This is a genomic window from Kosakonia sp. Marseille-Q7440, assembly GCF_965119485.1.
The window spans coordinates 2,092,593-2,114,989 of record NZ_CBCPLT010000001.1; the positions used below are offsets into that span (position 1 = coordinate 2,092,593).

The following is a 22,397-nucleotide window of genomic DNA, read 5'->3' on the forward strand; positions in this document are numbered from 1 at the left end:
TTTAACGCTTTGCCCAAACAGCCTAGCTGTTGTTTCGATGCTTGCGAGCAAATGGAAAACATAGTTAGCGCTGAGGGCGAAGTTGAGCCCTACGCCTCCGGTAGGGGAACAGGGTTATTACCACCCGCAGAAGGGATCTGGATAAACCGGTTCACCGGGTAACCTCCTGAATTCGATGGTGCTGATGAAAGGTCAGTTCCGAATGAGAATGCCCCGCCCCCCATTACACAACCCGAACTTTTTTAGTGCAGAACTACCAAGCCCAAGGTTGCTGCGGCATCTGACGCTGTTTTAGCCCCAGTGCCGCCCTGCGTGATACTCAGCGCTGTAGTCATCCCGCTGAGCGAGTTGATATCTGAATTGGCCCCTTTATTTCTGACCGGGCACGATAAACTGTACTTATTTTTAGAGTGTTTCTGTAAGAGCGAGGATCTGAGAATTTGACACGCTAGTGGATTTCAATGACTGAGTTAATTTTCCCAGAGCCTTTCAGTATCATCGACACTGCTATCAGTTTGAGCAGCGATAGCGCTTAAACTGGTCATGGTATCCTTTGCCACTTCAATTGAAGGAGAAAGCCTTTCAACCCTAGCCTTTAGAATAGACATTTGATCCGCCACAGATATGATGTGACCGGCAGCTTGTAGAGTAAAAGCACTTGCTATAGCCAAACCAACTCTGTTCATCATCATCTCCATCCTTCCAAATGAAGTGACCGCTTTCTCAGTTGATGATGCTGTTGCTGCATCTTAAGCGTTCTTCAGGTCATAAATCTGACCAGCTAACGATGCAATTTCTGTTCTTTGTGAGGTAGTAGCTTGCGAACCCGCCTGAAGCTCATCTGCCAAAACAACAGCGGCCCTTGCCTTTAGATGCCTGACTGGCGTCATTAGCGGACCGTGCAACCGCATTTCCAGTTTTTTGCGCAGATCGCTCAAGCTCTTCCATACTATTTGAAGCTATTTCGGCCCCTTTTCCCATGAAAACCAACGCTGATTTGGCTTGCGATGCCCCTTGCAGTAATGGAGCAATGTCAGCGCTAACATCGTTATAAATCTCTCCAACTTTCTCTGACATTAAGATCGCCGGGCAATAAAAAAACCGCTGTAGCGGGTTGTTTTATAAACAGGTTAAATTTAACTGCAGGCCTCATTACCAACATAATCTGCAATTGAGCTATTAACTATTTGTGAAAGGTGATCATCTGCTCTAGATGAGTGCATTTCTTCTAAGGTCTCGCCAGAACCTAAATACATCACTTTTTTCGCTGCAATCGTAGACGCGCTGCGAATAAGTTGTACCCGAATCTGCTTGTCGCTTAGTTATGATGGTGGAGAGATTCCCTTTGTTTCGTATAAGTCGCATTGGTATCTGACGGCACGTGCAGCTTATAAGGCGGCTTGCTAGCTCGCAGTAACTGAAACTATCGCCAATGCACCCAAAATCAGCTTCTTCATAACCCTATCTCCATAAATAAGCATGGGGATAATCCTAAAGCGTACCTGATGCAATGGAAAGCAAGAAACCTGCCAGAGCAGGTCTCAAGATAGAGAGTTTACATCTCTCTATTATTCTGGAGCGGGGAGAGCTAAAATTATTTGGTTTAAGTGTGGTATTGCTGTATTGTCTTTACCCGTAAAATAAGATAACGATTTGTCTTTTATCCAATTATTTATTTCATAATTGAACATTGTCATCATTTCGTTTGGGTAAAGCCTCGCTTCAACAGGAGGCCTCCTACCGTCATTAAATTCATGGATGTAGGTAGGGAATGAGTCGGGATCGTAGCCTTTATTTCGAAGAATCCCACTAAAAAACCGACCCAACGATATATCGGGCATCATTTTTTGCGGTAAAACATACCCCCGAGATTCTAGCGGTGCAAGCAATTTTAACGTCATCTGGTCAAGCATAGAGAAGTGTGTTGGTGGAATTTTTTCTCTATTTATCATGTAGCGCTTCAAATGGTAAGGCATGCTGGATTGTTGTGGCTTAGCACCAGACATCCAATCGAATACCCATTTAGACACTAAAACAGCAAATTTTGCCGATGCCCATTGTCCCAAGTGTATCGCAACTTGGGGATGAACCCATGTCCCCTGCTGTTGAGGATAGCCGCCTTTAACTATCTGAACTAATTGCGATATCGGAATCCCGGTATCGTTTGATAGCTCACCTACGAAAGCCTTAGTCGAGGCATTTTCAAGGTAGTGACTTAATTTTTTCCCAGCGGCATCGCACATTGATGTTGCGTTTATGTAACCGTCTAAGGCATTTTGCGAGATTATTACATTATTTTCTGTGCGATCAATAAATGGCAATTCAATCTGATTCATGACATACCCTCCAATGATAAACAGACGTCAAAATAAGTGAATTTATTAATTAGTGCAAAAAAATAATGTTTATTGGCTCTATTCGGAATTTATTGGAGTGTTTTATTTGTAATTTTTGCCAAGCTATCCGGCCATCGAATTTTGCTGAGATTAGGTTGAGTCTCAAATCATGCTCTTCCTTTTACGTTACAGCAAAAAATTCAAATTGCATTACCCTGTCGCTTGGTCTTCTTTGCCAGATAGTCATCGTCAGCTGCTCCGCCTCCTCGCGGCTCATGCCGAGGTGCGTGCGGCGCTGATGTACTCGAAAGAATTAAACTCTGTTGTCAGCTTGGCTGACTTCATGCTTCTGCAATTTTCACACCTTGGCTTTATCGATGATTTCATGCTGAATAAGAAGCTGTGCAATCAGAACCATGTCACTAACTGGCATTGCGCCTTCGCGGTACACAAACAGCTACTTCTCAGACTTGCCTTGGCGTAATTCTATGATCAGATTAGTGATGATTTCACCGAAGCTGCTACTGAGCGCTTAATCAACGAAGAGTATTCAGCATTGTGCAGGTCATAAAACGCCTGAACAATCGCGGCGGGTTCGCCGATTCGCATGATGTTTGCGAGTGATGACCGGAAAAAGTAATCACGTTCACCCAGCGATATTAGACACTCGCCAATTTCTTTTAAGAGCGACATAAAATTACCAAGAAAAAACCCCGCAACAGCGGGGTTATGAAAATGAAGTTACTTAGGATAGTAGTGTCTGACCGGAACCTAACGCAACAAATGCACCGTTGTTACTGAAGTTTTGGATGGATTCGTAAAAGCTGATTTCATGGATTTTATTTTTGAAGATTTTCATTATTTAGCTCCTTCTGACTTGGTGGATTGCTGAGCAATTAACTTGTTCTTTTTATAACCAGCTAAATAACTGATTGAAAATAGAATGCCTGCTGCGATTAGAGAGAGAGTTGAACTCCCGACACCACCTAGCCTAAAGAACTTCATTTTCTCCTAAATGATAACGGCTCTTAGAACCTTTGTCAAACCTCTCAGCAGTAAAAGCTGTTAAAGCGCGCGCGCAGATAATGCCCGCTCGATTATCAGCTTGTGACAGCAACCGCGCAGGTGCCGGTAAAGTTGCCGTTATTGGGTTTGAACGTGATCGCCGCCGAACTAGCGGCTACCGCGGTGACGAGACCGGTGCTGCTGATGATCGCTTTCGATGCGTCTGAAGTCGTCCATGTACCGGTGCGATCAGATGTATCGGTAGGCTGAACAGTTCCGGTCAGCTGGCGGGTTGTGCCCATAGCAAGACTTGCCGTCACTGGAGTTACGGTTACACCGGTTGCCGACACGGTTTTGTCGGGGTCGATAACCTTGAATCGAGCTGGCGTCACCCACTTTGAACTCAGTAGTAAGCGACACGATGTCATTTGTGCCGCCGTCAGAGCTCAGGGCAGTGATGTTCATGTAACGATGAAAGTGTTCAGGCTGTATTCCATGCGAACCCAGATTCCAGGCTGGCGACGATTGCTGATTTCGGTGTAATAATACTTAATGAAACGTCCAATGCCGTGCTATAAGTTCTCGTAGATGATTTGCTCGGGTAAGCCATACTCGCACCACGCCGAGCTGCGCTTATTGTCCAGCCTCATTGCCTGTGCCAGCAGCCCTATATGGGCGCGCGCCATCCGCGCATCTTTCAACGCATGGTTGACGGAGAGAGTTAATTTTTCAGTCATGGATTGTCCGTTTGTGGGATTTTAGCAATAAAAAAGGCCGCCGGAGCGACCTTGTATTTTGTAAAAATTACTCGAAATCTTCAGGCACCTTGCCTTCTTCCTTCATCCAAGCGAGTAACTGTTTTGCGCTTGTTTCTTCATCCTTTGCGAAAACCCCGTAACTACGTACATATTCACCTGGGACTCGCTTCAGAGTAAGGGTAGCCCTAACCTGTCCTTCAGAAACTTCATCAAACTCGATTTTCATGGTCTATCCATTTGCAAACTTGAGCGAATACGCATCTTATCTGCCCTGCAGTCGTTTTGGAATCATCACTCCAACTCTCTGCCATATCGCCACCCTGGTTCGTTTCAATAACTAACACATCAGCTTCGTGTTATTCATCAGCCAATATGGTTTTCTTTGCCCATCCTTCAGGCGAATATTTCCCGCTGTAATGGCCATCAACAGAGAATTGTTTTTTGTCACCGGCACCATATGAACTGGCAGCAATAATCCCGGTCTCATCGCTTTCATCACTGTTGGTTGCCTACGGGTCAATCGCTATTACGGTGCGAACCTTGTAGTGATGAATCTGCAACTCACGCGCTGTGCTGATCATCCCCCCTCCCCTGTCCACAGAGCGCCTTCAGCATTAAACCTGCGAGGCTCCGCTCCTGCATGTACTGAGCTTCTGCGGTGCGCCGGTGAGAAAATAGCGATACTCGGTGCGACTCGTTATGCTTAAATGGTCATAGCCATGCGTTAGGCAGCCCATGATCAATTGGTATAGCGTGAGTGTTTTCAGGATATTGCGTAGCGTATGGCTCAGTATTGTCGACTATCACCGGAAGATTCAGATGATGCAACTTCTCACCGCTCGCGCCATGCAGCAGATAGCGGCTCAAGTCGTGGTAGTGAATGAGCTGCATAATTACAATCATCGGCGTCGTCTCGATCGCCAGTCGTAATTTGATTGTCTCGTTAAAGCGGTTATTGACTCCGTCGCGGACAATCTCGGAGTAAGCGTCATCCGGCTTAACCGGATCATCAATAATCAGCGCACCCTGCCAGCCTGGCTCCATGTGTCCGGCTCGGAACCCGGTAACCTGCCCGGCAGCTGACGACGCATAAACGCCTCCTCCGTGTTCAGTCCACCACATAGCCTTGCTATCGGCCACATTGACTGATAGGCCTGAGACTTAATCATGCCACACGCTGTGGAGGAGTCCAGCAGCGCAAGGTTTTGCGAGTACGACAGGTGCATGAAGCGGGCCCGGTAGTTCAGCGCCAGCCTGTCACCCATCATGTTGATGGTCGCCAGTTCCGTTTTCGTGTAGCCAGGCTGTACGTTGTTTATCTGGCGCTGAATCTCGCCATTAATAACACGACGATCAAGTGTTTGCTGAATTACTTTGTGGTGAGGTGCGATAGTTATCTTGCCACCGGTGCGTTGCTTGAAGAAGTATCGAGCGTAGTAGAGCCCGTCTTCTTCGCACTCAATCATGCGGGCAAAAGCCCTTTGCTCAGCAGTCGTCATCCCCCATCATCTCCTGCTGTGCGGATTTGTATTCCTCTTTGCTCATGGTGATCGTTTGGATAGCGCCACTATCCGGACAGGAATGTTCAAACTTGTGCTTAGTGGTATAGGCATCGCCGCATTCCTTCGCCGCCAGTTCGATAAGCTCAGCACTAAGCGCCTGGTTCTTCATGTTCTTGGCGCGCGTTGCCAATCGATCGAGAATGCGAAGACGATACTCCTTATTAGCGACAGGATGTCGGAGATTTCATTCTGGAAGCGTTCACGGGTGGCATTAAACATGTCTGCCCATTACCACACTAGCCCCTTGTCGTTTGCTTTCATCGGGTCGTGAGATTCGACCTGCTGACGTGTGATACTCAGGCCAAATTCTTTTTTGACCGACTCAATTACTTGGGAGGGGTATAGAAGCAGGCAAGAGACTGAACGATAAAGGCTATGACCTCACCTTTCAGTGCCGCCATAGATCACCTGTCTGTCATAATTAGTCATAAGATTCACGCCAGTTTGAGTATGCACGTTCCGCACGATCTGGCGATATTGAGGTGAGGCGCTTCCGCTGGTACATTTGCCGCATCAACCAGATCCTGCACTTCCACACTGGCACCGTAACGCCGCACAACACCTACGAACTCTTCGACATCATGATCGGCTGCCCGGTCTCTTTGTTGAACTTAGGCTGCGCCAAAATCATCAGTGGACTGGGCAAGTAGTAAAGCTCATGCTTCACCTGCGCAGAATCCGAGGTCGCTACATTGTGAGCAGTAATCAGCTGCCAGCATGATAATGAATGTCAGGATGCAACCGAACCATTCATACTTCTGCTGCTTCATTCTGGCTTTCTGCCATCCACCATCTCGCAGCATTACCTGTTCAGGGTGACCAATCACATAGCGCCCTTTCTTCGCGAACGAGTCGGACGCCCAGAGCTGCATCAATCAGGTGACGGTTTCGATTCGCTTTCTGAGGGGAGATAATCCCGTTGAGCGGCGTCAGTCAGTCGGGGGGAAGGAGCGTCATCTAAGCTGGCGGTGCCGGACGCTCCGTCCGCTGGACGTCTGGCGTTGAACTGCAACCGGCGCTTGCCAGCAGCAACATCGCGCTCAAGCTAAACGATAGTGGCTTTAGCATCTGCCAGTTCTCCCGTCTATTTAGTATCAAGTGCAGTGACGTCACGCTAGCGCACTTTCATGTCGGCGATTGCTTCGCTCGCCAGCCTCAGGTTATGACCGGCATCGTCACGCTGGTTTTTGAAGGCGATGGCGTTGTCGCAGTAATGATTAACTGCCCAGGCGAGAGACAAAAGAGCAGCAAGCAGGAGCAGAGCGGCAACCGCGTTCTAGTAGAGATCATCTCTGCTTTCAGCCAGGCACATTGACCGCTCTATCTCCCGCCGGTTCTGCAATCCCTTCCACTTCATCACGCCAGCGTAACCCAGCGGCGCATTTCTTCGCATTCCCCCTCCTGGTCGCCCCTGTTACGTCATTAACCTCCGCAAGTACGTTAAGAAGAGAAAACACCTATGCATGTTCGTTTTCAACCCTTCCGTTTCCGGGCGGTACTCGACTAAAAGTATCTGCTACATCCCTAGATCAATCGCGGCTTCATGGAATCACCTGTTGAAGAGAGCTGGAATCCGTCACCGAAAAGCGTATGAGTATCGCCATACATTTGCATGCTGGGCATTAAGCGCGGAGGCAAGCCCGAGCTTTATTGCCAGTCAGATGGGACATACAAATGCACAGATGGTTTTCAATGTGTACAGGTAATGGATGGCAGAACTGAATGGTGATCAGATTGTCATTCTTAACAGTAATTTTGCCTTCACTGCCCCATCAGTGCCCCAAAAGAAAGTGGCTGCAACACAATAATCTTGCATTACAGCCGCTTAAATCTTACTCAGTGTTTTATCATCACATGCCGCACCACTGTGTAATCCTCCAGGCCGTAAACCGACATATCTTTGCCGTAGCCGGAGTGTTTTTGCCCGCCGTGCGGCATTTCGCTGACCAGCATAAAGTGGGTGTTGACCCAGGTGCAGCCATACTGCAACCGCGCGCTGATGCGGTGCGCGCGGCCGACATCTTTGGTCCATACCGATGAGGCGAGGCCGTAGTTGGAGTCGTTGGCCCAGCCGAGCACCTGCGCTTCGTCATCAAACTCCGTAACGCTGACCACCGGGCCAAACACTTCGCGCTGCACGATGGCGTCTTCCTGCTTTGCCCCGGCCAGCAAGGTTGGCTGATAGTAATAACCCGCGCCCGGCTGTTTATTGCCGCCGGTCACCACTTTGATATGCCCGAGCGCCTTTGCCTCTTCGACGGCGCGCGCCACGCGCTCAAGGTGCGCCTGCGAGCTGAGCGGCCCAAGCTCGGTGGACTCATCGTTCGGCTCACCCATCTTCAGGCTCGCCACCGCTGCGCCCAGCTTCTCAACCAGCGCATCATAAATGCCCTTTTGCGCATAGATGCGGCAAGCAGCGGTGCAATCCTGCCCGGCATTGTAGAAACCAAAGGTGCGTACCCCTTCGACCACCGCGTCGAGATCGGCATCATCAAACACAATCACCGGCGCTTTGCCGCCGAGCTCCATATGGGTGCGCTTAATAGAGGAAGCGGTATGGGAAATGATGTGCTCACCGGTGGCAATCGAACCGGTCAGCGAGACCATGCGCACCTTGTGATGGCCAGTTAAGCGATCGCCGACGCTCTGCCCGCGGCCAAACAGCACATTCAGCACGCCCGCCGGGAAGATGCCTTGCGCTAACTCCGCCAGCTTTAACAGGGTCAGCGGTGTAATTTCGGAGGGTTTGATGACCACGCAGTTTCCCGCTGCCAGCGCCGGGGCGAGTTTCCATGCCGCCATCATCAGCGGGTAGTTCCACGGTGCAATAGAGGCCACCACGCCTAACGGATCGCGGCGAATCATCGAGGTGTGCCCCTCCAGATACTCGCCTGCCGCCAGCCCGTTCAGGCAGCGGGCGGCACCGGCGAAGAAGCGGAAAACATCCACCACCGCCGGAAGTTCATCATTTAATACGCAGTGCAACGGCTTGCCGCAGTTGAGCGACTCGAGGCGCGCAAACATCTCTGCGTTATCCTCAATCACCTGCGCCAGTTGCAGCAGCGCGTCGGCGCGCGCTTTCGGCGTAGTCTGCCCCCACTCGATAAATGCCCGGTCCGCCGCCTCGACGGCCGCATCGACCTGCGCGTGTGACGCTTCGGCGATCGACAGCAGCACCTCGCCGGTGGCGGGATTGTAAACCGCCTGCTCTTCACCTTCGCCGTTAACCAGTTCGCCATTAATAAACAGTTGATGTTGCATCGCGTTCCCTCTGCCCGGTCAATAAGTCTGTTTACGGATTAGCCGCAAGGCCCCCACTCTATTAAAAATAGACGGCGCGCAGAGAGAACGGGTGGGCAGCCAGTGCCGATCTGTGTTGCTATTCACATTTCCTATGAATAGCGGTCAGCGCAGCGGCAAAAGGCTATTGCATCATCTGGCGTATCAGTTCGCCGAGGCGCATCGCCGCCCGCTCCTCTTTCTCGCCCCACGCCCAGGCGCAGTTAAAGCGAAAGAAGGAGATCCAGTTATCGGAGGTGGAAAACATCTTGCCCGGCGCGATGCTGATGTGGTGCGCCAGCGCCTGCTGGCTGAGCACGCCCGCATCCAGGCCGTTCGGCAACTCGAGCCATAAAAAATAGCCGCTCTCGTTACGGTAGATTTTCACCTCCGGCGGCAGATGGCGCAGCAGCGCCTGCCAGGCGAGATGCTTGCGTTCCGCCAGCTGGCGGCGTAAGCGGCGCAGGTGCGCGTCGTAGTGGTGGGTGGAGAGATAATCAACTAGCGCCAGCTGTAGCGGCGAACTGGTGGATAACGTGCTCATTAATTGCAGTTGCTGAATGCGCCGCGCGTGACGCCCGGCCGCCACCCAGCCGACGCGAAACCCGGCGACAAGGCATTTTGAAAAAGAGGAACAGTGCAGGGTCATCTCCTGCTTATCCCAGGCTTTGGCGGGCAGCGGCTGCTCACGGCCGTAATAGAGCTCGCTGTAGACATCATCTTCAATCAGCGTGACGTTGTGCGCGGTCAGCAACTCAACCAGCCGCGCCTTTTTCTCCGGGCTGAGGGTGAAGCCGAGCGGGTTCTGGCTGTTGGTCATCAGCCAGCAGGCTTTCACCGGGTATTCGGTCAGCGCCTGCTCAAGGGCGTCGAGATCGATACCGGCTTTCACATCCGTCGGTACCGAGAGCGCTTTCAGTTTCAGCCGCTCCAGCGCCTGTAACGCGCCGTAAAAACAGGGGCTTTCAATGATCACCCAGTCGCCCGGCTCGGTGACGGCCTGCAAACTGAGGTTCAGCGCTTCGAGGGCACCGGCGGTAATAACAATCTCATCCGGCGAGATATTTATCCCCTGGCGGGCGTAACGCCGGGCGATAGCATGGCGTAACTGGCTGTTGCCCGGCGGCAGGTTCTCAATCACGCTCATCGCCCCTGCACTCTTGCTTACCTTTGCCAGCGAGCGGTTAAGCTGCGGCATCGGGAAGAGCTTCGGGTCGGGAAACGCGGAGCCAAACGGCAGCACCGAGGCATCACAGCTCGCCTGCAACACGTCGAAAATATAGGTGTTGATATCAACCGCTTCGTCACGCATCACCTGCGGCGCAGGCGCGCGCGTCAACCCTGGCGCGGGAGCGACAAAATAGCCTGACTGCGGGCGCGCAATCACCCGCCCCTGGCTCTCGAGCAGCTGATACGCATGCCCGACGGTCATAAAGCTCAGCCCGCTGCTCGCCACCTGTTCGCGCAGCGACGGCAGCTTTTCACCCGGACGCCAGACGCCAAGTTCAATTTGTTCAACGATTTGCTGCGCCAGGCGCTGATATTTTTTCATGGTTGTTCACGTGACCGAAGAGTACGTCATGATGGCACGCTAATGGCGATCCCGCTATATCAGTTTAGAAAAAGTGCGCAATGCGCCGAACTGTTATAGACAGTTACAACCATGACTTTCTGGTGAATATTTCCCGTTTCGCCTGGACTATCCTGCAACCTGCCGTACCCTTGTAAGGGACTGTTATATGTAAATTGCTGTCAACTGTCTCTGCAAGTCGGCGGGCGTAGTCATTAACATTGACGCCACACCATTGATTCTGAGGATGTGCATGTTTGGTTTAGATGCGTTTTACCTGGCGAGGATACAGTTCGCCTTCACCGTTTCGTTCCACATCATCTTTCCGGCGATAACCATTGGCCTGGCCAGTTATCTCGCGGTGCTGGAAGGTCTGTGGCTGAAAACCCGGAACCCGGACTGGAAAACCCTTTACCACTTCTGGTCGAAGATTTTTGCCGTTAACTTCGGCATGGGGGTGGTTTCCGGTCTGGTGATGGCCTATCAGTTCGGCACCAACTGGAGCGGATTTTCGCAATTTGCGGGCAGCATTACCGGCCCGCTGCTCACCTATGAGGTGTTAACCGCCTTCTTCCTCGAAGCGGGCTTCCTTGGCGTGATGCTGTTTGGCTGGAATAAAGTCGGCCCCGGGCTGCACTTTTTCTCCACCTGTATGGTGGCGCTCGGCACGCTGATGTCGACCTTCTGGATCCTCGCTTCCAACAGCTGGATGCATACCCCGCAGGGCTTTGCCATTGAGAATGGCCAGGTGATCCCGGTGGACTGGTTTAAGGTTGTCTTCAACCCCTCCTTCCCTTATCGCCTGTTCCATATGTCGATTGCCGCCTTCCTCAGCAGCGCGCTGTTTGTCGGCGCTTCTGCGGCCTGGCACCTGCTGCGCGGCAACAATACGCCGGCGATCCGCAAAATGTTCTCCATGGCGATGTGGATGGCGCTGGTTGTGGCACCGATTCAGGCGATGGTCGGCGATATGCACGGCCTGAATACGCTGGAGCATCAGCCAGCGAAGATTGCTGCCATTGAAGGCCACTGGGAGAACCCGCCGGGAGAAGCGACGCCGCTGCTGCTGTTTGGCCTGCCGGATATGGAACAGGAACGCACCCGTTACGCGGTGGAGATCCCGGCGCTCGGCAGCCTGATCCTGACCCACAGTCTCGATAAGCAGGTCCCGGCGCTGAAAGAGTTCCCCAAAGATGAGCGCCCCTACTCGCCGATCGTCTTCTGGTCATTCCGCATTATGGTAGCGCTGGGCATGCTGATGATTGGTCTTGGCGTGATGGCGCTGTGGCTGCGTTATCGCAAGCGGCTGTATGAGTCGCGGCCTTTCCTGCACTTTGCGCTCTGGATGGGGCCAGCGGGGCTGATCGCCATTCTCGCCGGGTGGGTGACTACCGAGGTGGGTCGCCAGCCGTGGGTGGTTTACGGTCTGCTGCGCACCGCTGATGCGGTTTCCGGTCACGGCGATTTGCAGATGAGCCTCAGCCTGCTGGCCTTCTTTATCGTCTACTGCTCGGTGTTTGGCGTCGGCTATCTCTATATGGTGCGTTTGATCACCAAAGGGCCGCAGCCGCACGATGAAAACACCACGCAGGGCACTCCGGCACGTCCGCTTTCAGCGGCAGGTGAACGTCTTCCGGCTGATGAGGATAAATAATGGGTATCGATCTTCCGTTAATTTGGTTTGTCATTATCGTCTTCGCGACCCTGATGTATATCGTGATGGATGGTTTTGACCTGGGCATCGGCATCCTCTTCCCGGTGACGCGCGACGGTCACGATCGCGATGTGATGGTCAACAGCGTTGCGCCGGTGTGGGATGGGAACGAAACCTGGTTAGTGCTGGGCGGCGCGGGGCTGTTTGGCGCCTTTCCGCTGGCCTATGCGGTAATTACCGACGCGCTGACCATTCCGCTGACGCTGATGCTGATTGGCCTGATCTTCCGCGGCGTGGCCTTTGAGTTTCGCTTTAAAGCGACTGAAGCGCACCGTCCCTTCTGGGATAAAGCCTTCTTGTCTGGCTCGCTACTGGCGACCTTCTCGCAGGGCGTGGTGGTTGGCGCGTTTATCAATGGCTTTAAAGTGACTGGACGCACTTTCAGCGGCGGCGCGCTCGACTGGCTGACGCCGTTTAACCTCTTCTGCGGCCTTGGCCTGGTGATCGCTTATGCGTTGCTGGGGGCAAGCTGGCTGGTGATGAAGAGCGGCGAACCGTTGCAGGGCAAAATGCGTGCGGCGGCGAAAAAACTGCTGCTGGCGTTACTGGTGGTGATGGGCGTTATTAGCCTGTGGACGCCGCTCTCCCACGGTGCGATTGCCGATCGCTGGTTCAGCATGCCGAACCTGCTCTTCTTCTCGCCGGTGCCGCTGCTGGTGATTGCGCTCAGTATCTGGCTCTGGCGTTGCCTCGGCAATGAAGAGGTACACAGACGCCCGTTCCTGCTGACGCTGGGGTTAATTTTCCTCGGCTTTAGCGGCCTTGGGATCAGTATCTGGCCCAACATTATCCCGCCGGATATCAGCTTCTGGCAGGCGGCTGCACCGCCGCAAAGCCAGGGCTTTATGCTGGTTGGCGCGCTGCTGATCATCCCCATCATTCTGGTTTACACCTTCTGGAGCTACTATGTGTTCCGCGGCAAAATCCAGCATGGCGAGGGGTATCACTGATGAAACAACCGCTATGGAAACGGCTGATGTGGCTGGTCGTCATCTGGGGCGGAAGCGTACTGGCGCTGGCTGCCGTCAGCATGGTGTTCCGGCTGTTGATGTCAGCCGCCGGGTTTAAATCCCATTAAGTACAAAGGCCGGAAACGTGCGAACGCTTCCGGCCTTTTTTCTGGTTTTTTGCCGGATGGCGGCTCCGCCTTATCCGGCCTACGCAGACCGGGCGATGTTGTAGGCCGGATAAGCGCAAGCGCCATCCGGCAAATCACCCCTACTTGTGCATTACCACGCTGCTTTCCACCGGAATACGCGGCATGCGCAGCGTCGCGGCGATATTCGAGGTGTCGGCGTAACCAAATGAGATCCCAAATAACAGGCGGTACTCATCCGACACGCCCAACGCTTCGCGCACCAGATCGGCATGAAAACCGAGCAGCGTCTGCGGAATACCGGCAAAGCCGCGAGCGGCTAAGGAGAGCAAAAAGGTCTGCCCGTACATGCCCATATCCGACGCCACGCGAACGTTATCGCCAAAGCTCGGCATAAACAAAAACGCCACGTGCGGCGCATCAAAAAAGTGATAGTTGCGCAGGTAGTATTCACGGCGTTTTTCTTTGTCATCCCGCGCAATGCCCAGCGCTTCGTAATAGAGCTTCGCCTGCTGCTGGCTGCGGTCAAAATAGTCGCCGTGAAAATCCTCATAGGCGAAGGTGAAATCCGGCGTCTGTTTGCCGGCAATATCGTTCTCGATCATCAACTGCGCAAGGCGATCTTTGGTTTCACCGGAAACCACATGCACATGCCAGGGCTGGGTGTTGCAGTTGGAGGGCGCGTATTGCGCATCCTGCAGGACGGCGTGGATCTGCTCATTCGTCAACGGCGTGGGCAAAAAGGCGCGTACCGAGGTGCGCTGGCGGACGGTTTCATCGAAAGCTAAAACAGGCGTACTCATAAATAGTCTCCGTGCTGAGTGTCGGCGTATCTTAACGATGAACTCCGTGCGTAAAAACACTACAATGCGCCATGGACCTTTGCGGATTACGCACAGATGAAAAACCTCAGCCAGATTAGCGCCCGCTCCATGCACCTCTTTCTTGCCATCGTGCGCGAAGGCAATCTCTCGGAAGTTGCCCGCAACGAGGGGCTTGCCGCCTCGTCCTTATCGCGCGTAGTGCAGCAGCTTGAGCAGGCGCTGGAAACCCAGTTGCTCTACCGCAACACCCGCGCGGTGATCGCCACCGATGCCGGGCATATTTATGCCCAGACCTTCCGCACGATGTTGCAGCAACTGAGCGATGCGCAGACGCAGGTCGGCGAGCGGCGCGGCGAACCGGGCGGCCGTATCCGCATCAATGCCCCCATCTCCTTTGGCCTGAACCATATCGGGCCACGCATCAGCGAACTGAGCGAGCGCTACGCCGCCTTGCAGATTGAACTCAATCTTAACGATGACTATATCGATCCCTTTGCCGACGGCACCGATCTGCTGGTGCGCATCGCCTCGCTGAAAAACTCGGAGCTGCACGGGCGGCTGATTGCAAAACAGACCTGCCACCTGGTGGCGACGCCCAACTATATCCGCCGCTACGGCGCGCCCGCCTCGCCCGAAGATCTGCTGACGCACCGCCTGCTGGCCTATCGCGGGAAAACCGGGTTGCAGCGCTGGCGCTTTCAGCGCGGCGAGCAGGATTTCGCCTTCTCGCCGCAAGCGAAAATTCTCTCGGATAATGCGGAGCTGCTGTTGCAGGCGGCGCGCAACGACGCGGGGATGCTGCTTTTTCCGGACTGGCAGGTGGGCGAGTTGCTTAATCGCGGCGAGCTGGTTGCCCTGCTGCCGGAGTACACCGCCTCCTATTCGCCGGGCGAGCAGTCGCTGTGGATGCTCTACCCGGGCGGAAAATACCCGTCGCTGAATACACGCACGGTGATCGACTTTCTGCTGGCGAGTTTCGGATCGCCCCCCTACTGGCGCTACAACTCAGCGCCATAAACAAAACAGGGTGGCATTGCGCCACCCTGCGGGTTATCTGTTTTTCGGTAAGGTTTTCAGCAAATCATCAGGGCTGATTGAGGCCACCACGCTGCCCGGCAGCGGCATCTTGAGGATGTGATTTTTCATCTTGCCGATCACGTGCATTTCACACGGGCGGCAATCGAAGCGCAGGGTTAACACCTCATCGCCGTGTACCAGTTGCATCGGCGTCGCGCGCCAGCTCTTGATATTGCCCTTCGCCTGTTTCGGGCAGAGGTTAAAGGCAAAGCGCAGGCAGTGTTTGGTGATCATCACCGGCACTTCGCCCTTCTCTTCGTGGGCTTCATACGCCGCGTCAATCAACTGCACGCCATAGCGGTGATAGAATTCACGCGCTTTATGGTTGTAGACGTTGGCAAGGAACGAGAGATGGGTTTCCGGGTAGACCGGCGCAGGCGTCGCCACCGCTTTACGGCTGCCGCGCTGATAGTTCGCCAGACGCGCCTCTTCCAGCATCTCAACCGTTTCGCGGCGCAGCTGGTTGAGCAGGCTGTTGGGCACAAACAGCGCCCCCGGCAGGTTGATGTCGATCTTCTGCGCGTAGTAACGGGTCTGCCCCAGCTTCGCCAGGCCATCCTTCAGGTTATCGAGCGCTTTTTCCGCGTTATTAGCTTCGTCAAACTGACCATCCAGCGTATGAGTCACGCTGACGCCATCTTCGCTGGTCAGCGTCAGCACCAGCTGCTCCTGCCAGCCGCCCAGCTCAATATCGACGCCGATGCGCCGCTCGCTGGAGGTTTTCAGCAGCGCCTGCTGCCAGTTGTGATCGAGGTTGCGGTTGAGCGCATGGTGCGGACGCAGGGTTTTCAGCGCATCCGGCATTTCGTTCGGGAAGACGCGGTAGCGGTTTTCGGCGGTTTTCTCCGCGACGTTAACGCGGAAACCAACCACTTCGCGCTTCACCAGCACGTTCAGCCCGTCGCCATTGGCCAGCGGTTCGGTCACTTCCACGTCGAGATGATCCTTGCCCACTTTCAGCACTTCACCCACCGGCAGGCCGACGAATTTCGGTGAGTCAAACGCGCCAATATCGATTTTGCGCGCGTTAACAAAGTAGTCGGTGCTGCCGCGATGGAAGGTTTTGTCCGTCGAGGGAATAAAGAAGTGCTCGGTGCGCCCGGCGGAAGCGCGCGCCAGCTCCGGGCGATCGTCGATAATCGCATCGAGCATCTGGCGATAGTGAGCCGTGATGTTTTTCACATAGCTCATATCTTTGTAACGCCCCTCAATTTTGAAGGAGCGCACGCCCGCGTCGATCAGCGCCGCCAGGTTAGCGGTCTGATCGTTATCTTTCATCGACAGCAGGTGCTTTTCATAGGCCACCACACGGCCCTGATCGTCTTTCAGAGTGTAAGGCAGGCGGCAGGCCTGCGAGCAGTCGCCACGGTTGGCGCTGCGGCCGGTTTGCGCGTGGGAGATATTGCACTGCCCGGAGTAGGCCACGCATAGCGCGCCGTGAATAAAGAACTCAATGGTCGCGTCCGTCGCCTGGTGAATGGCGCGGATCTGCTCCAGATTCAGCTCGCGGGCCAGCACAATCTGGCTGAAGCCGACGTCGGAGAGGAATTTGGCTTTTTCAACGCTGCGGATATCGCACTGGGTGCTGGCATGCAGCTCAATCGGCGGGATATCCATCTCCAGCACGCCCATATCCTGCACAATCAGTGCATCAACACCGGCCTGGTAGAGATCACCGATCAGTTTCTGCGCCGGTTCCAGTTCATCATCATGAAGAATGGTGTTGAGGGTGATAAACACCTTCGCGCCATAGCGATGGGCGAACGGCACCAGTTCGGCAATATCGCGCAGGCTGTTGCCGGCGTTATGGCGGGCGCCGAAGCCGGGGCCGCCAATATAGACTGCGTCCGCGCCGTGAAGGATCGCTTCACGGGCAATGGCGGTGTCGCGAGCCGGGCTGAGCAGTTCAAGATGATGAGGGTGCAGGCGCATACAATCGTCGTTATCCATTATGTGCAAAATGGCGGCTATTGTAGTCAGAACCGGGGCGTTACACCACCTGTCGTGCCGGGAATTTGCGCCAGGCGACAATGCTATGCCGAAATCGCTATTTCCCCCGGCGTCGCTGGCGCGTTAGTGTGGTGACAGGAACAGAAATCGTCACGGTGTGGATGTTATGGGGTATTAATCGTCGTCGTTTTTTGCCGCGGGTTCGCTCGCGGCTTTTTCTTTTGGATAGTGGATTAACGAGTGGAAATGTACGGTCTGCGCGGTGCTGTTGCGATAGGCATGCGCCTGGTCGGCCGCGAAACGCACCCCGCTCCCCGCCTCCAGCGTCTGCCACTCACCGTTAAGCTGCATATCCAGCACCCCATTGATAACAACCACATGTTCAATCACCCCTTTTTCGTGAGGCGTTGATTCACTCAGCGCGCCCGGCGCGAGGGTGATGGAGAAGAGATCAAAATGGAGCTGTTCATCCCACGGGAAAAGCGGTGTGATCACCATCGCCTGCCGATCGGGATCGTAAGCGTGCGGCGTGTCGCTCTGCGGCGGCGCAATAAAGGTTGAGAACGGGACATTCAAGCCGGTGGCGATTTTCCACAGCGTCGCCACCGTCGGGCTCGACTCGTTGCGTTCGATCTGCCCGAGCATCGCTTTTGATACGCCGGTCTCTTCTGCGAGTTTTGAAAGGCTCCAGCCCCGCGCCTGACGCAGCATTTTCAGGGTTTTTGCCAGATAATCCGCGATATTCATACCGTCTCCGGGAAATTAAAACGCAGCGAGTATAGCGCAGCGTTTCTATTTTAGAGAGCGAAACTAAAGCGAATGTAACTGCTCATACCGTTTGCGGTATTCCCGCGGCCCGACATGGTATTGCTGATGAAAGAGACGCGAAAAATAGAGCGCGTCGTCATAGCCCACGACCTGGGCGATTTGCGAAATAGTCAGCTGCGTATGCTGTAATAACATCGCTGCCCGGCTCATCCGCTGTTTCTCCCGCCAGCCCCAAATCGTCATGCCAATTTCCTGACGAAAAAGATGCGCCAGCCGCGAGGATGAAAGATAGGCTTTCGCCGCAAGCTCGCTAATCGTCAGTTTAGCCGCCAGATTCTCATCAAGATATTGGCAAATAGCGTTGATGCGCGGGTCAACCGAGGCGCGATTACTCGCCGGTTGCTGTTTGAAACAGTAAAGCAGCGCTTTCTCCAGGCTATTCATGGCGAGGATCTTATCCACGCGGTCTGGCGAGGAATTAAGCCGAATCACCTCTTTCACCGCTGTTTTTAGCTGCTCGACAAAAACCACATCGGCGCTTTGCGTCAGGCCAATCTGATGCCAGTTACGATCCCATTTCAGCCAGTCAATCCAGTAAGGTCGTGGAATAAAATAGATCCACAAATGATCCCAGTAAGTACTTTGCGCTTCACGGCCATAGTGATGCGGGCAACCGGGAGGGAAAAGCAAAATATCGTTCTCCCGGCAGATAAACGTCTCGTTATTGCGGTGAATTACCCCCGCGCCACGCAGGGTAATATTTAAAATATAGCCTTTCATCCCCTGCTGGCGGTTAATAAAAAAGTCCAGCTTATTGCCTTTGACGATAGGCGTATAACCCGCCACCAGATAGGCGTTAAAGGTAAAGCTGCGCATTAAAGGCGAGTAGATCAGCAATTCATCATCGACGTCATTCATGGGAAGTGTTTGCGGCCACATTATTGAGCGTCCTTACGCTAGCACAGGCAAAGAGGAAAAGCCGCAGCCGCCTGCGGCGAGTCATTTATTTGGCGAATACACCACGCGAGAGATCGGCCGCCACGCGGTCATAAAAACCATCCAGTTTATAAAACCAGATCAGCACCATATTCAGCATGGCGAGGATAAACGGGAAAAAAATAAACAAGAACTCAATCATATCAAGCACATGCTTTGACTGCTGGGCGTTGCCGCCGCTGACAAAACCGGCCGCGCCAAGGATCCAGCCTACGCTTGCACTGCCCAGGCCCATGCCGAGCGTCTGGCCTAACGTTCCGGCGCTGAATAAGATCCCCTCGATGCGCAGCCCGGTTTTCCACTCGCCGTAATCAATGGTGTCAGCAAGAAAGGCGAACATCGTGGCACCGATGCCGCAAAAACCGATACTGCGCACCACGGTGGCAAGAATGACAAACAGCGAGCTGGTTTTATCAATTAACGGCAGTAAATAGGCAATGCTGCAAATGGTCAGCCCGAGCAGCGCTAAATTGCGTTTACCCAGCCGCTTGATGAGATAAGGAATAACTAATAGCGTGATCAGCCCCGGCAGATATTGCGCCACGCTAATCCACGACATCATTGAGACATCCTGCAAAATATAGCGCGAGTAGTAGACGCTGGTGGTCGAGAGCGCCGTTAAGCTGGTAAAGGTGATCAGCAGATAAAAGAAGATCATCAGCCAGTAGCGGTTTTTCAGCATCGAGGCGGCGACGACCCCCGCACGGATATTGTTGCGATTCTCCTTATTGACCGGTTTGATGCGCTCCCGTGTCCAGGCGGCGGTTAATAACAGGCACAACGCAGTAAAGAAACCAAAAATAGCGAACACAATTACCCATGAGGTGTGGCTATTTCCGAAGGCGGCAACCAGCGGCAGCGTAAATGCGCCTACCGTCAGCGAACCGCAGGTTGATAAGCCTTTACGGAAGACGCTCAAAATACCGCGCTGATAGGTATCGCGGGTTATCAACGCCAGCAGTGAGCCATAGGCAATATTGTTGGCGGTGAAAAAGATGTTTGCCAGTAAATAGGTGACGCAAACATAGATAATCTTGCCGCTATCGCTGATGCCGGGCACCGTCGCCATTAAAAATGCTGACAACCCAAATGGTACGGCGGTCCATAACACCCACGGGCGCGCTTTACCCAGCCGGGTATCGGTTTTATCGATGCGGATCCCGACAAAGACACAAATAACGCCATCGATAACGCGGGCGAAAAACATCAGCGACCCAACCAGCACCGCTGAAATACCGACCACGTCGGTATAAAAATAGGCCAGAAACGTCACCATCAGGGTATAGGTTAAATTCGTACCGTAATCACCCAGACCAAAGGCGAAACGCTCGCGAAAACCGGGCGTGCTGGTCTCGCTTTGCTGCTCTTCAATCGTTAATGCACTCATTTTGTACTCTCCACGAGAATAATTTGCACATCCCAATCCTTGAGCGTTATTACCTCACTCTGCCTGAGGGTTTTACCGCTAAACAGCAGTCGCCCGCCGGGCTCAGTAAACGTGACGGTTTGCGGCTCACTACTGTAGTTGAAGTAGTAGAGGAGGATATTTTCATCTTTATCAACGCCGCGCTTAATAATCACCGGGAAGGTTTCTGTCGGCATCGTGTCGTGTTGATAGAGGGTATTGCGCAGGAGATGGCGATACACTTTTTCCAGTGCTGCGGGGGTGATATGGCAGCCAATATAGCTGGCGGTTCCCTGCCCGTACCGGTTGTGCGTGATTGCCGCATAGTGTTGCCAGTAAGGATGGTCGTAACGCGCCAGCACCTCGGTGTTTTCATCAGGAGTGATTAACTCCATCCAGTCGCTGATTTGCGCCTCGTCGGCAGAAAGATCGAGGCTTTCTGAATGCAATAAGGTGCGGTCAGGATCAACAAAGAGCTGATAGTGAGCGCCGACGGCTTCGCTGATAATTCCCGGCTGTACGCAGGTGCGCACTTTCATATGCTCGTCGGCAAAGGCGGATTTAAAGGAGAAAATGGCATGGCCGCCCTGCGCAATATAACGATTAATCTGCTGTAAGCGCTCGTCGCTAACGCTGTAGAGCAGCGGGAAGATCAGCATTTCATAACGGAATAAACGCGCATCGTCGACGGCGATAATATCCACTTCGATATTCATCTTATAGAGCGTGTCGTAATAGTCGCGGAACAGGTCATTATATTGGTGCAGCGCATCGCGGCTAAACTGATGGCCGTGAAAAGGGTGCCAGTCGATGGCCGTTAAACATTCGTTACTGATCACCAGCGCCACCCGGCTGCGGCGTGAGAAGCGCGTTACGGTTGCCGCGTGCTGGTTGAACTCCGCGCCAATCGTGCAGGCCTCATGGTAGACCGGATTGGGTTGCAGATCGTGGCTCAGCAAACCTTTCCAGTAGGTTTCGTACGAGTTGTGAATCGAGTGCCAGTGCCAGTAACCCAGCAGCCTTGCGCCGCTGGCAACATGGCTCCAGGCTTGCAGGCGCAGTTGCCCCGGGAAAGGGGTCCACTCTTTAAAGGCCTGCGCCTGGGTTTCCAGCACAAAATAGGGCTGGTCTTTTGTCACTCTCGCAAGATCGCCGGTAAAGGCAATTTCCGCGCCGGTGAGTTGAAACTGGCTCGGGTGATAAACATCCACGCCGGTAATATCCAGCACGCTGGCGGTTTTAAAATGATCAACCTCGGCGCGAATACCATACGACCAGTTGCGCCAGTCAAAATCAAAGTTGTGGGTAATAAACTGCGCATCGCTTTTATAGCCTTTCACAATCTCTGCCTGCCAGCCGAGAAAACGCGTCACCAGCGAGCGCTGAAATTGTTTAAAGGCGCAGCCGAGACTGGCATTAATCGTCCCTTCAATCGGCGGGAAATCTTCCCAGGCATCAATGCGGTTACTCCAGTAATCCAGCCCAAAGGCGTGATTCATCTCCTCTGTACTGTTGTTGAACTGCTTTTTAAGGTATTTCACGAACTCGATTTGCGCCCCGGCTGAACAGGTGTCGTAATATTTCGTTTCGTTGTCGATTTGAAAGCCAATGACAGCCGGATGGTTCGCCGTTGCCGTTAATAAGGCGCGAATAATGCGCTCGGCGTACCATAAAAAAGCGGGATGGGTAATATCCATCTTTTGCCGGTGACCGTAGACATTTTTCCCGCTACTGGTGGTGGCCATCACATCCGGATATTTTTTTGCCAGCCATGCCGGTAAGGCATAGGTCGGTGTGCCGATAATCACGGCAATACCGTTTTTATGCATTTCATCCAGTACCGTAAGTACCGAACTGAAATCAAATTCCCCTTCCTGCGGCTCAAACGTGCTCCAGGTGCTCTCGGCGATGCGCACATAATTAATACCCGCCTCTTTCATCAATTTAATATCTTCGTGCAGGCGTTCCATCGGCAAATATTCGCGGTAATAGGCGGCACCAAACAGTAATTTATCCATCAGCTTCTCCTCATTGTTACCGGAAACATAACGCAGAAA

20 protein-coding genes and 5 pseudogenes are annotated in these 22,397 nt (G+C 53.4%); 6 read left to right on the plus strand and 19 right to left on the minus strand.

Features of this window, described 5'->3' with window-relative positions:
• Positions 1–470: 470 nt before the first annotated feature.
• The 3 genes from ACWPW2_RS09665 to ACWPW2_RS09675 all read right to left on the minus strand — a co-directional run bounded on the left by ACWPW2_RS09665 (position 471) and on the right by ACWPW2_RS09675 (position 2,336).
• Entirely contained in the window at positions 471–692 is a 222-nt protein-coding gene (locus tag ACWPW2_RS09665) for a hypothetical protein (protein WP_454122704.1), read from the minus strand.
• A 145-nt stretch (positions 693–837) separates the two neighbouring features.
• Positions 838–1,077: a hypothetical protein gene (locus ACWPW2_RS09670; RefSeq protein ID WP_454122706.1), complete on the minus strand. Its 240-nt coding sequence runs from the start codon at positions 1,075–1,077 to the stop codon at positions 838–840.
• 491 nt (positions 1,078–1,568) lie between these two features.
• Entirely contained in the window at positions 1,569–2,336 is a 768-nt protein-coding gene (locus tag ACWPW2_RS09675; protein ID WP_454122708.1) for a KilA-N domain-containing protein, read from the minus strand.
• 169 nt (positions 2,337–2,505) lie between these two features.
• Between ACWPW2_RS09675 and ACWPW2_RS09680 the strand changes: the two genes are divergently transcribed.
• Positions 2,506–2,820: a hypothetical protein gene (locus tag ACWPW2_RS09680; RefSeq protein WP_454122710.1), complete on the plus strand. Its 315-nt coding sequence runs from the start codon at positions 2,506–2,508 to the stop codon at positions 2,818–2,820.
• 8 nt (positions 2,821–2,828) lie between these two features.
• On the opposite strand, the gene ACWPW2_RS09685 is transcribed toward ACWPW2_RS09680, so the two are convergent.
• The 8 genes and pseudogenes from ACWPW2_RS09685 to ACWPW2_RS09720 all read right to left on the minus strand — a co-directional run bounded on the left by ACWPW2_RS09685 (position 2,829) and on the right by ACWPW2_RS09720 (position 6,901).
• Complete coding sequence (locus ACWPW2_RS09685) at positions 2,829–3,029, minus strand: DUF6246 family protein (RefSeq protein ID WP_454122712.1); 201 nt, start codon at positions 3,027–3,029, stop codon at positions 2,829–2,831.
• Between the two features lie 407 nt (positions 3,030–3,436).
• Entirely contained in the window at positions 3,437–3,769 is a 333-nt protein-coding gene (locus ACWPW2_RS09690; protein ID WP_454122714.1) for an Ig-like domain-containing protein, read from the minus strand.
• Positions 3,770–3,916: 147 nt separating this feature from the next.
• Positions 3,917–4,078 (minus strand): annotated as a pseudogene (locus ACWPW2_RS09695) (anti-CBASS protein Acb1 family protein); the annotation flags it as partial.
• Between the two features lie 67 nt (positions 4,079–4,145).
• Positions 4,146–4,325, minus strand: coding sequence for a hypothetical protein (locus ACWPW2_RS09700; protein ID WP_454122716.1), 180 nt, complete (start codon positions 4,323–4,325; stop codon positions 4,146–4,148).
• 133 nt (positions 4,326–4,458) lie between these two features.
• Positions 4,459–5,598: pseudogene (locus tag ACWPW2_RS09705) on the minus strand (DNA-packaging protein); the annotation flags it as partial.
• A pseudogene (locus ACWPW2_RS09710) lies at positions 5,585–6,062 on the minus strand (DUF2280 domain-containing protein). The pseudogenes ACWPW2_RS09710 and ACWPW2_RS09705, both read right to left, overlap by 14 nt.
• A gap of 33 nt (positions 6,063–6,095) precedes the next feature.
• Positions 6,096–6,533, minus strand: a pseudogene (locus tag ACWPW2_RS09715) (putative metallopeptidase).
• 3 nt (positions 6,534–6,536) lie between these two features.
• Positions 6,537–6,901: pseudogene (locus tag ACWPW2_RS09720) on the minus strand (lysis protein).
• 223 nt (positions 6,902–7,124) lie between these two features.
• On the opposite strand from ACWPW2_RS09720, the gene ACWPW2_RS09725 reads away from it, so the two are divergent.
• Entirely contained in the window at positions 7,125–7,367 is a 243-nt protein-coding gene (locus ACWPW2_RS09725) for a tyrosine-type recombinase/integrase (protein ID WP_454122718.1), read from the plus strand.
• Positions 7,368–7,497: 130 nt separating this feature from the next.
• Here ACWPW2_RS09725 and patD read toward each other — a convergent pair whose 3' ends face one another.
• A complete protein-coding gene (gene patD / locus ACWPW2_RS09730; RefSeq protein ID WP_270220938.1) occupies positions 7,498–8,922 on the minus strand; it encodes an aminobutyraldehyde dehydrogenase in 1,425 nt (474 codons plus the stop codon).
• 163 nt (positions 8,923–9,085) lie between these two features.
• On the minus strand, positions 9,086–10,492 hold the full coding sequence (locus tag ACWPW2_RS09735) for an aminotransferase-like domain-containing protein (RefSeq protein ID WP_124968298.1): 1,407 nt from the start codon (positions 10,490–10,492) through the stop codon (positions 9,086–9,088).
• 271 nt (positions 10,493–10,763) lie between these two features.
• Here ACWPW2_RS09735 and ACWPW2_RS09740 point away from each other — a divergent pair, with 271 nt between their 5' ends.
• The 3 genes from ACWPW2_RS09740 to ACWPW2_RS09750 are packed head-to-tail and all read left to right on the plus strand — an operon-like array spanning position 10,764 to position 13,302.
• Entirely contained in the window at positions 10,764–12,164 is a 1,401-nt protein-coding gene (locus tag ACWPW2_RS09740) for a cytochrome ubiquinol oxidase subunit I (RefSeq protein ID WP_124968297.1), read from the plus strand.
• A complete protein-coding gene (gene cydB / locus ACWPW2_RS09745; protein ID WP_042718231.1) occupies positions 12,164–13,174 on the plus strand; it encodes a cytochrome d ubiquinol oxidase subunit II in 1,011 nt (336 codons plus the stop codon). Before ACWPW2_RS09740 ends, cydB begins: the two co-directional genes overlap by 1 nt.
• Positions 13,174–13,302 (plus strand): DUF2474 domain-containing protein, encoded by a 129-nt coding sequence (locus tag ACWPW2_RS09750; protein WP_023478887.1) that lies wholly within the window; start codon positions 13,174–13,176, stop codon positions 13,300–13,302. Before cydB ends, ACWPW2_RS09750 begins: the two co-directional genes overlap by 1 nt.
• 140 nt (positions 13,303–13,442) lie before the next feature.
• Here ACWPW2_RS09750 and ACWPW2_RS09755 read toward each other — a convergent pair whose 3' ends face one another.
• Positions 13,443–14,123, minus strand: a complete 681-nt coding sequence (locus ACWPW2_RS09755) for a nitroreductase (RefSeq protein ID WP_454122722.1) — start codon at positions 14,121–14,123, stop codon at positions 13,443–13,445.
• Between the two features lie 96 nt (positions 14,124–14,219).
• Here ACWPW2_RS09755 and ACWPW2_RS09760 point away from each other — a divergent pair, with 96 nt between their 5' ends.
• Positions 14,220–15,161, plus strand: a complete 942-nt coding sequence (locus tag ACWPW2_RS09760; RefSeq protein ID WP_454122724.1) for a LysR family transcriptional regulator — start codon at positions 14,220–14,222, stop codon at positions 15,159–15,161.
• 33 nt (positions 15,162–15,194) lie between these two features.
• Here ACWPW2_RS09760 and ACWPW2_RS09765 read toward each other — a convergent pair whose 3' ends face one another.
• The 5 genes from ACWPW2_RS09765 to ACWPW2_RS09785 all read right to left on the minus strand — a co-directional run bounded on the left by ACWPW2_RS09765 (position 15,195) and on the right by ACWPW2_RS09785 (position 22,358).
• Positions 15,195–17,153, minus strand: a complete 1,959-nt coding sequence (locus ACWPW2_RS09765) for a peptidase U32 family protein (protein WP_094419928.1) — start codon at positions 17,151–17,153, stop codon at positions 15,195–15,197.
• Positions 17,154–17,345: 192 nt separating this feature from the next.
• Positions 17,346–17,918 (minus strand): helix-turn-helix domain-containing protein, encoded by a 573-nt coding sequence (locus ACWPW2_RS09770; RefSeq protein WP_429217838.1) that lies wholly within the window; start codon positions 17,916–17,918, stop codon positions 17,346–17,348.
• 63 nt (positions 17,919–17,981) lie between these two features.
• The gene (gene araC, locus ACWPW2_RS09775) at positions 17,982–18,878 is read right to left on the minus strand and encodes an arabinose operon transcriptional regulator AraC (protein ID WP_289744057.1); all 897 of its coding nucleotides are present in this window, start codon (positions 18,876–18,878) and stop codon (positions 17,982–17,984) included.
• Positions 18,879–18,942: 64 nt separating this feature from the next.
• Positions 18,943–20,322 (minus strand): MFS transporter, encoded by a 1,380-nt coding sequence (locus ACWPW2_RS09780; protein WP_023478881.1) that lies wholly within the window; start codon positions 20,320–20,322, stop codon positions 18,943–18,945.
• Positions 20,319–22,358 carry a beta-galactosidase gene (locus ACWPW2_RS09785; protein WP_454122728.1) on the minus strand — a complete coding sequence of 680 codons (2,040 nt, stop codon included), beginning with the start codon at positions 22,356–22,358 and terminating at the stop codon, positions 20,319–20,321. The genes ACWPW2_RS09780 and ACWPW2_RS09785 overlap by 4 nt, the downstream gene beginning before the upstream one ends.
• Between the last annotated feature and the right edge of the window lie 39 nt (positions 22,359–22,397).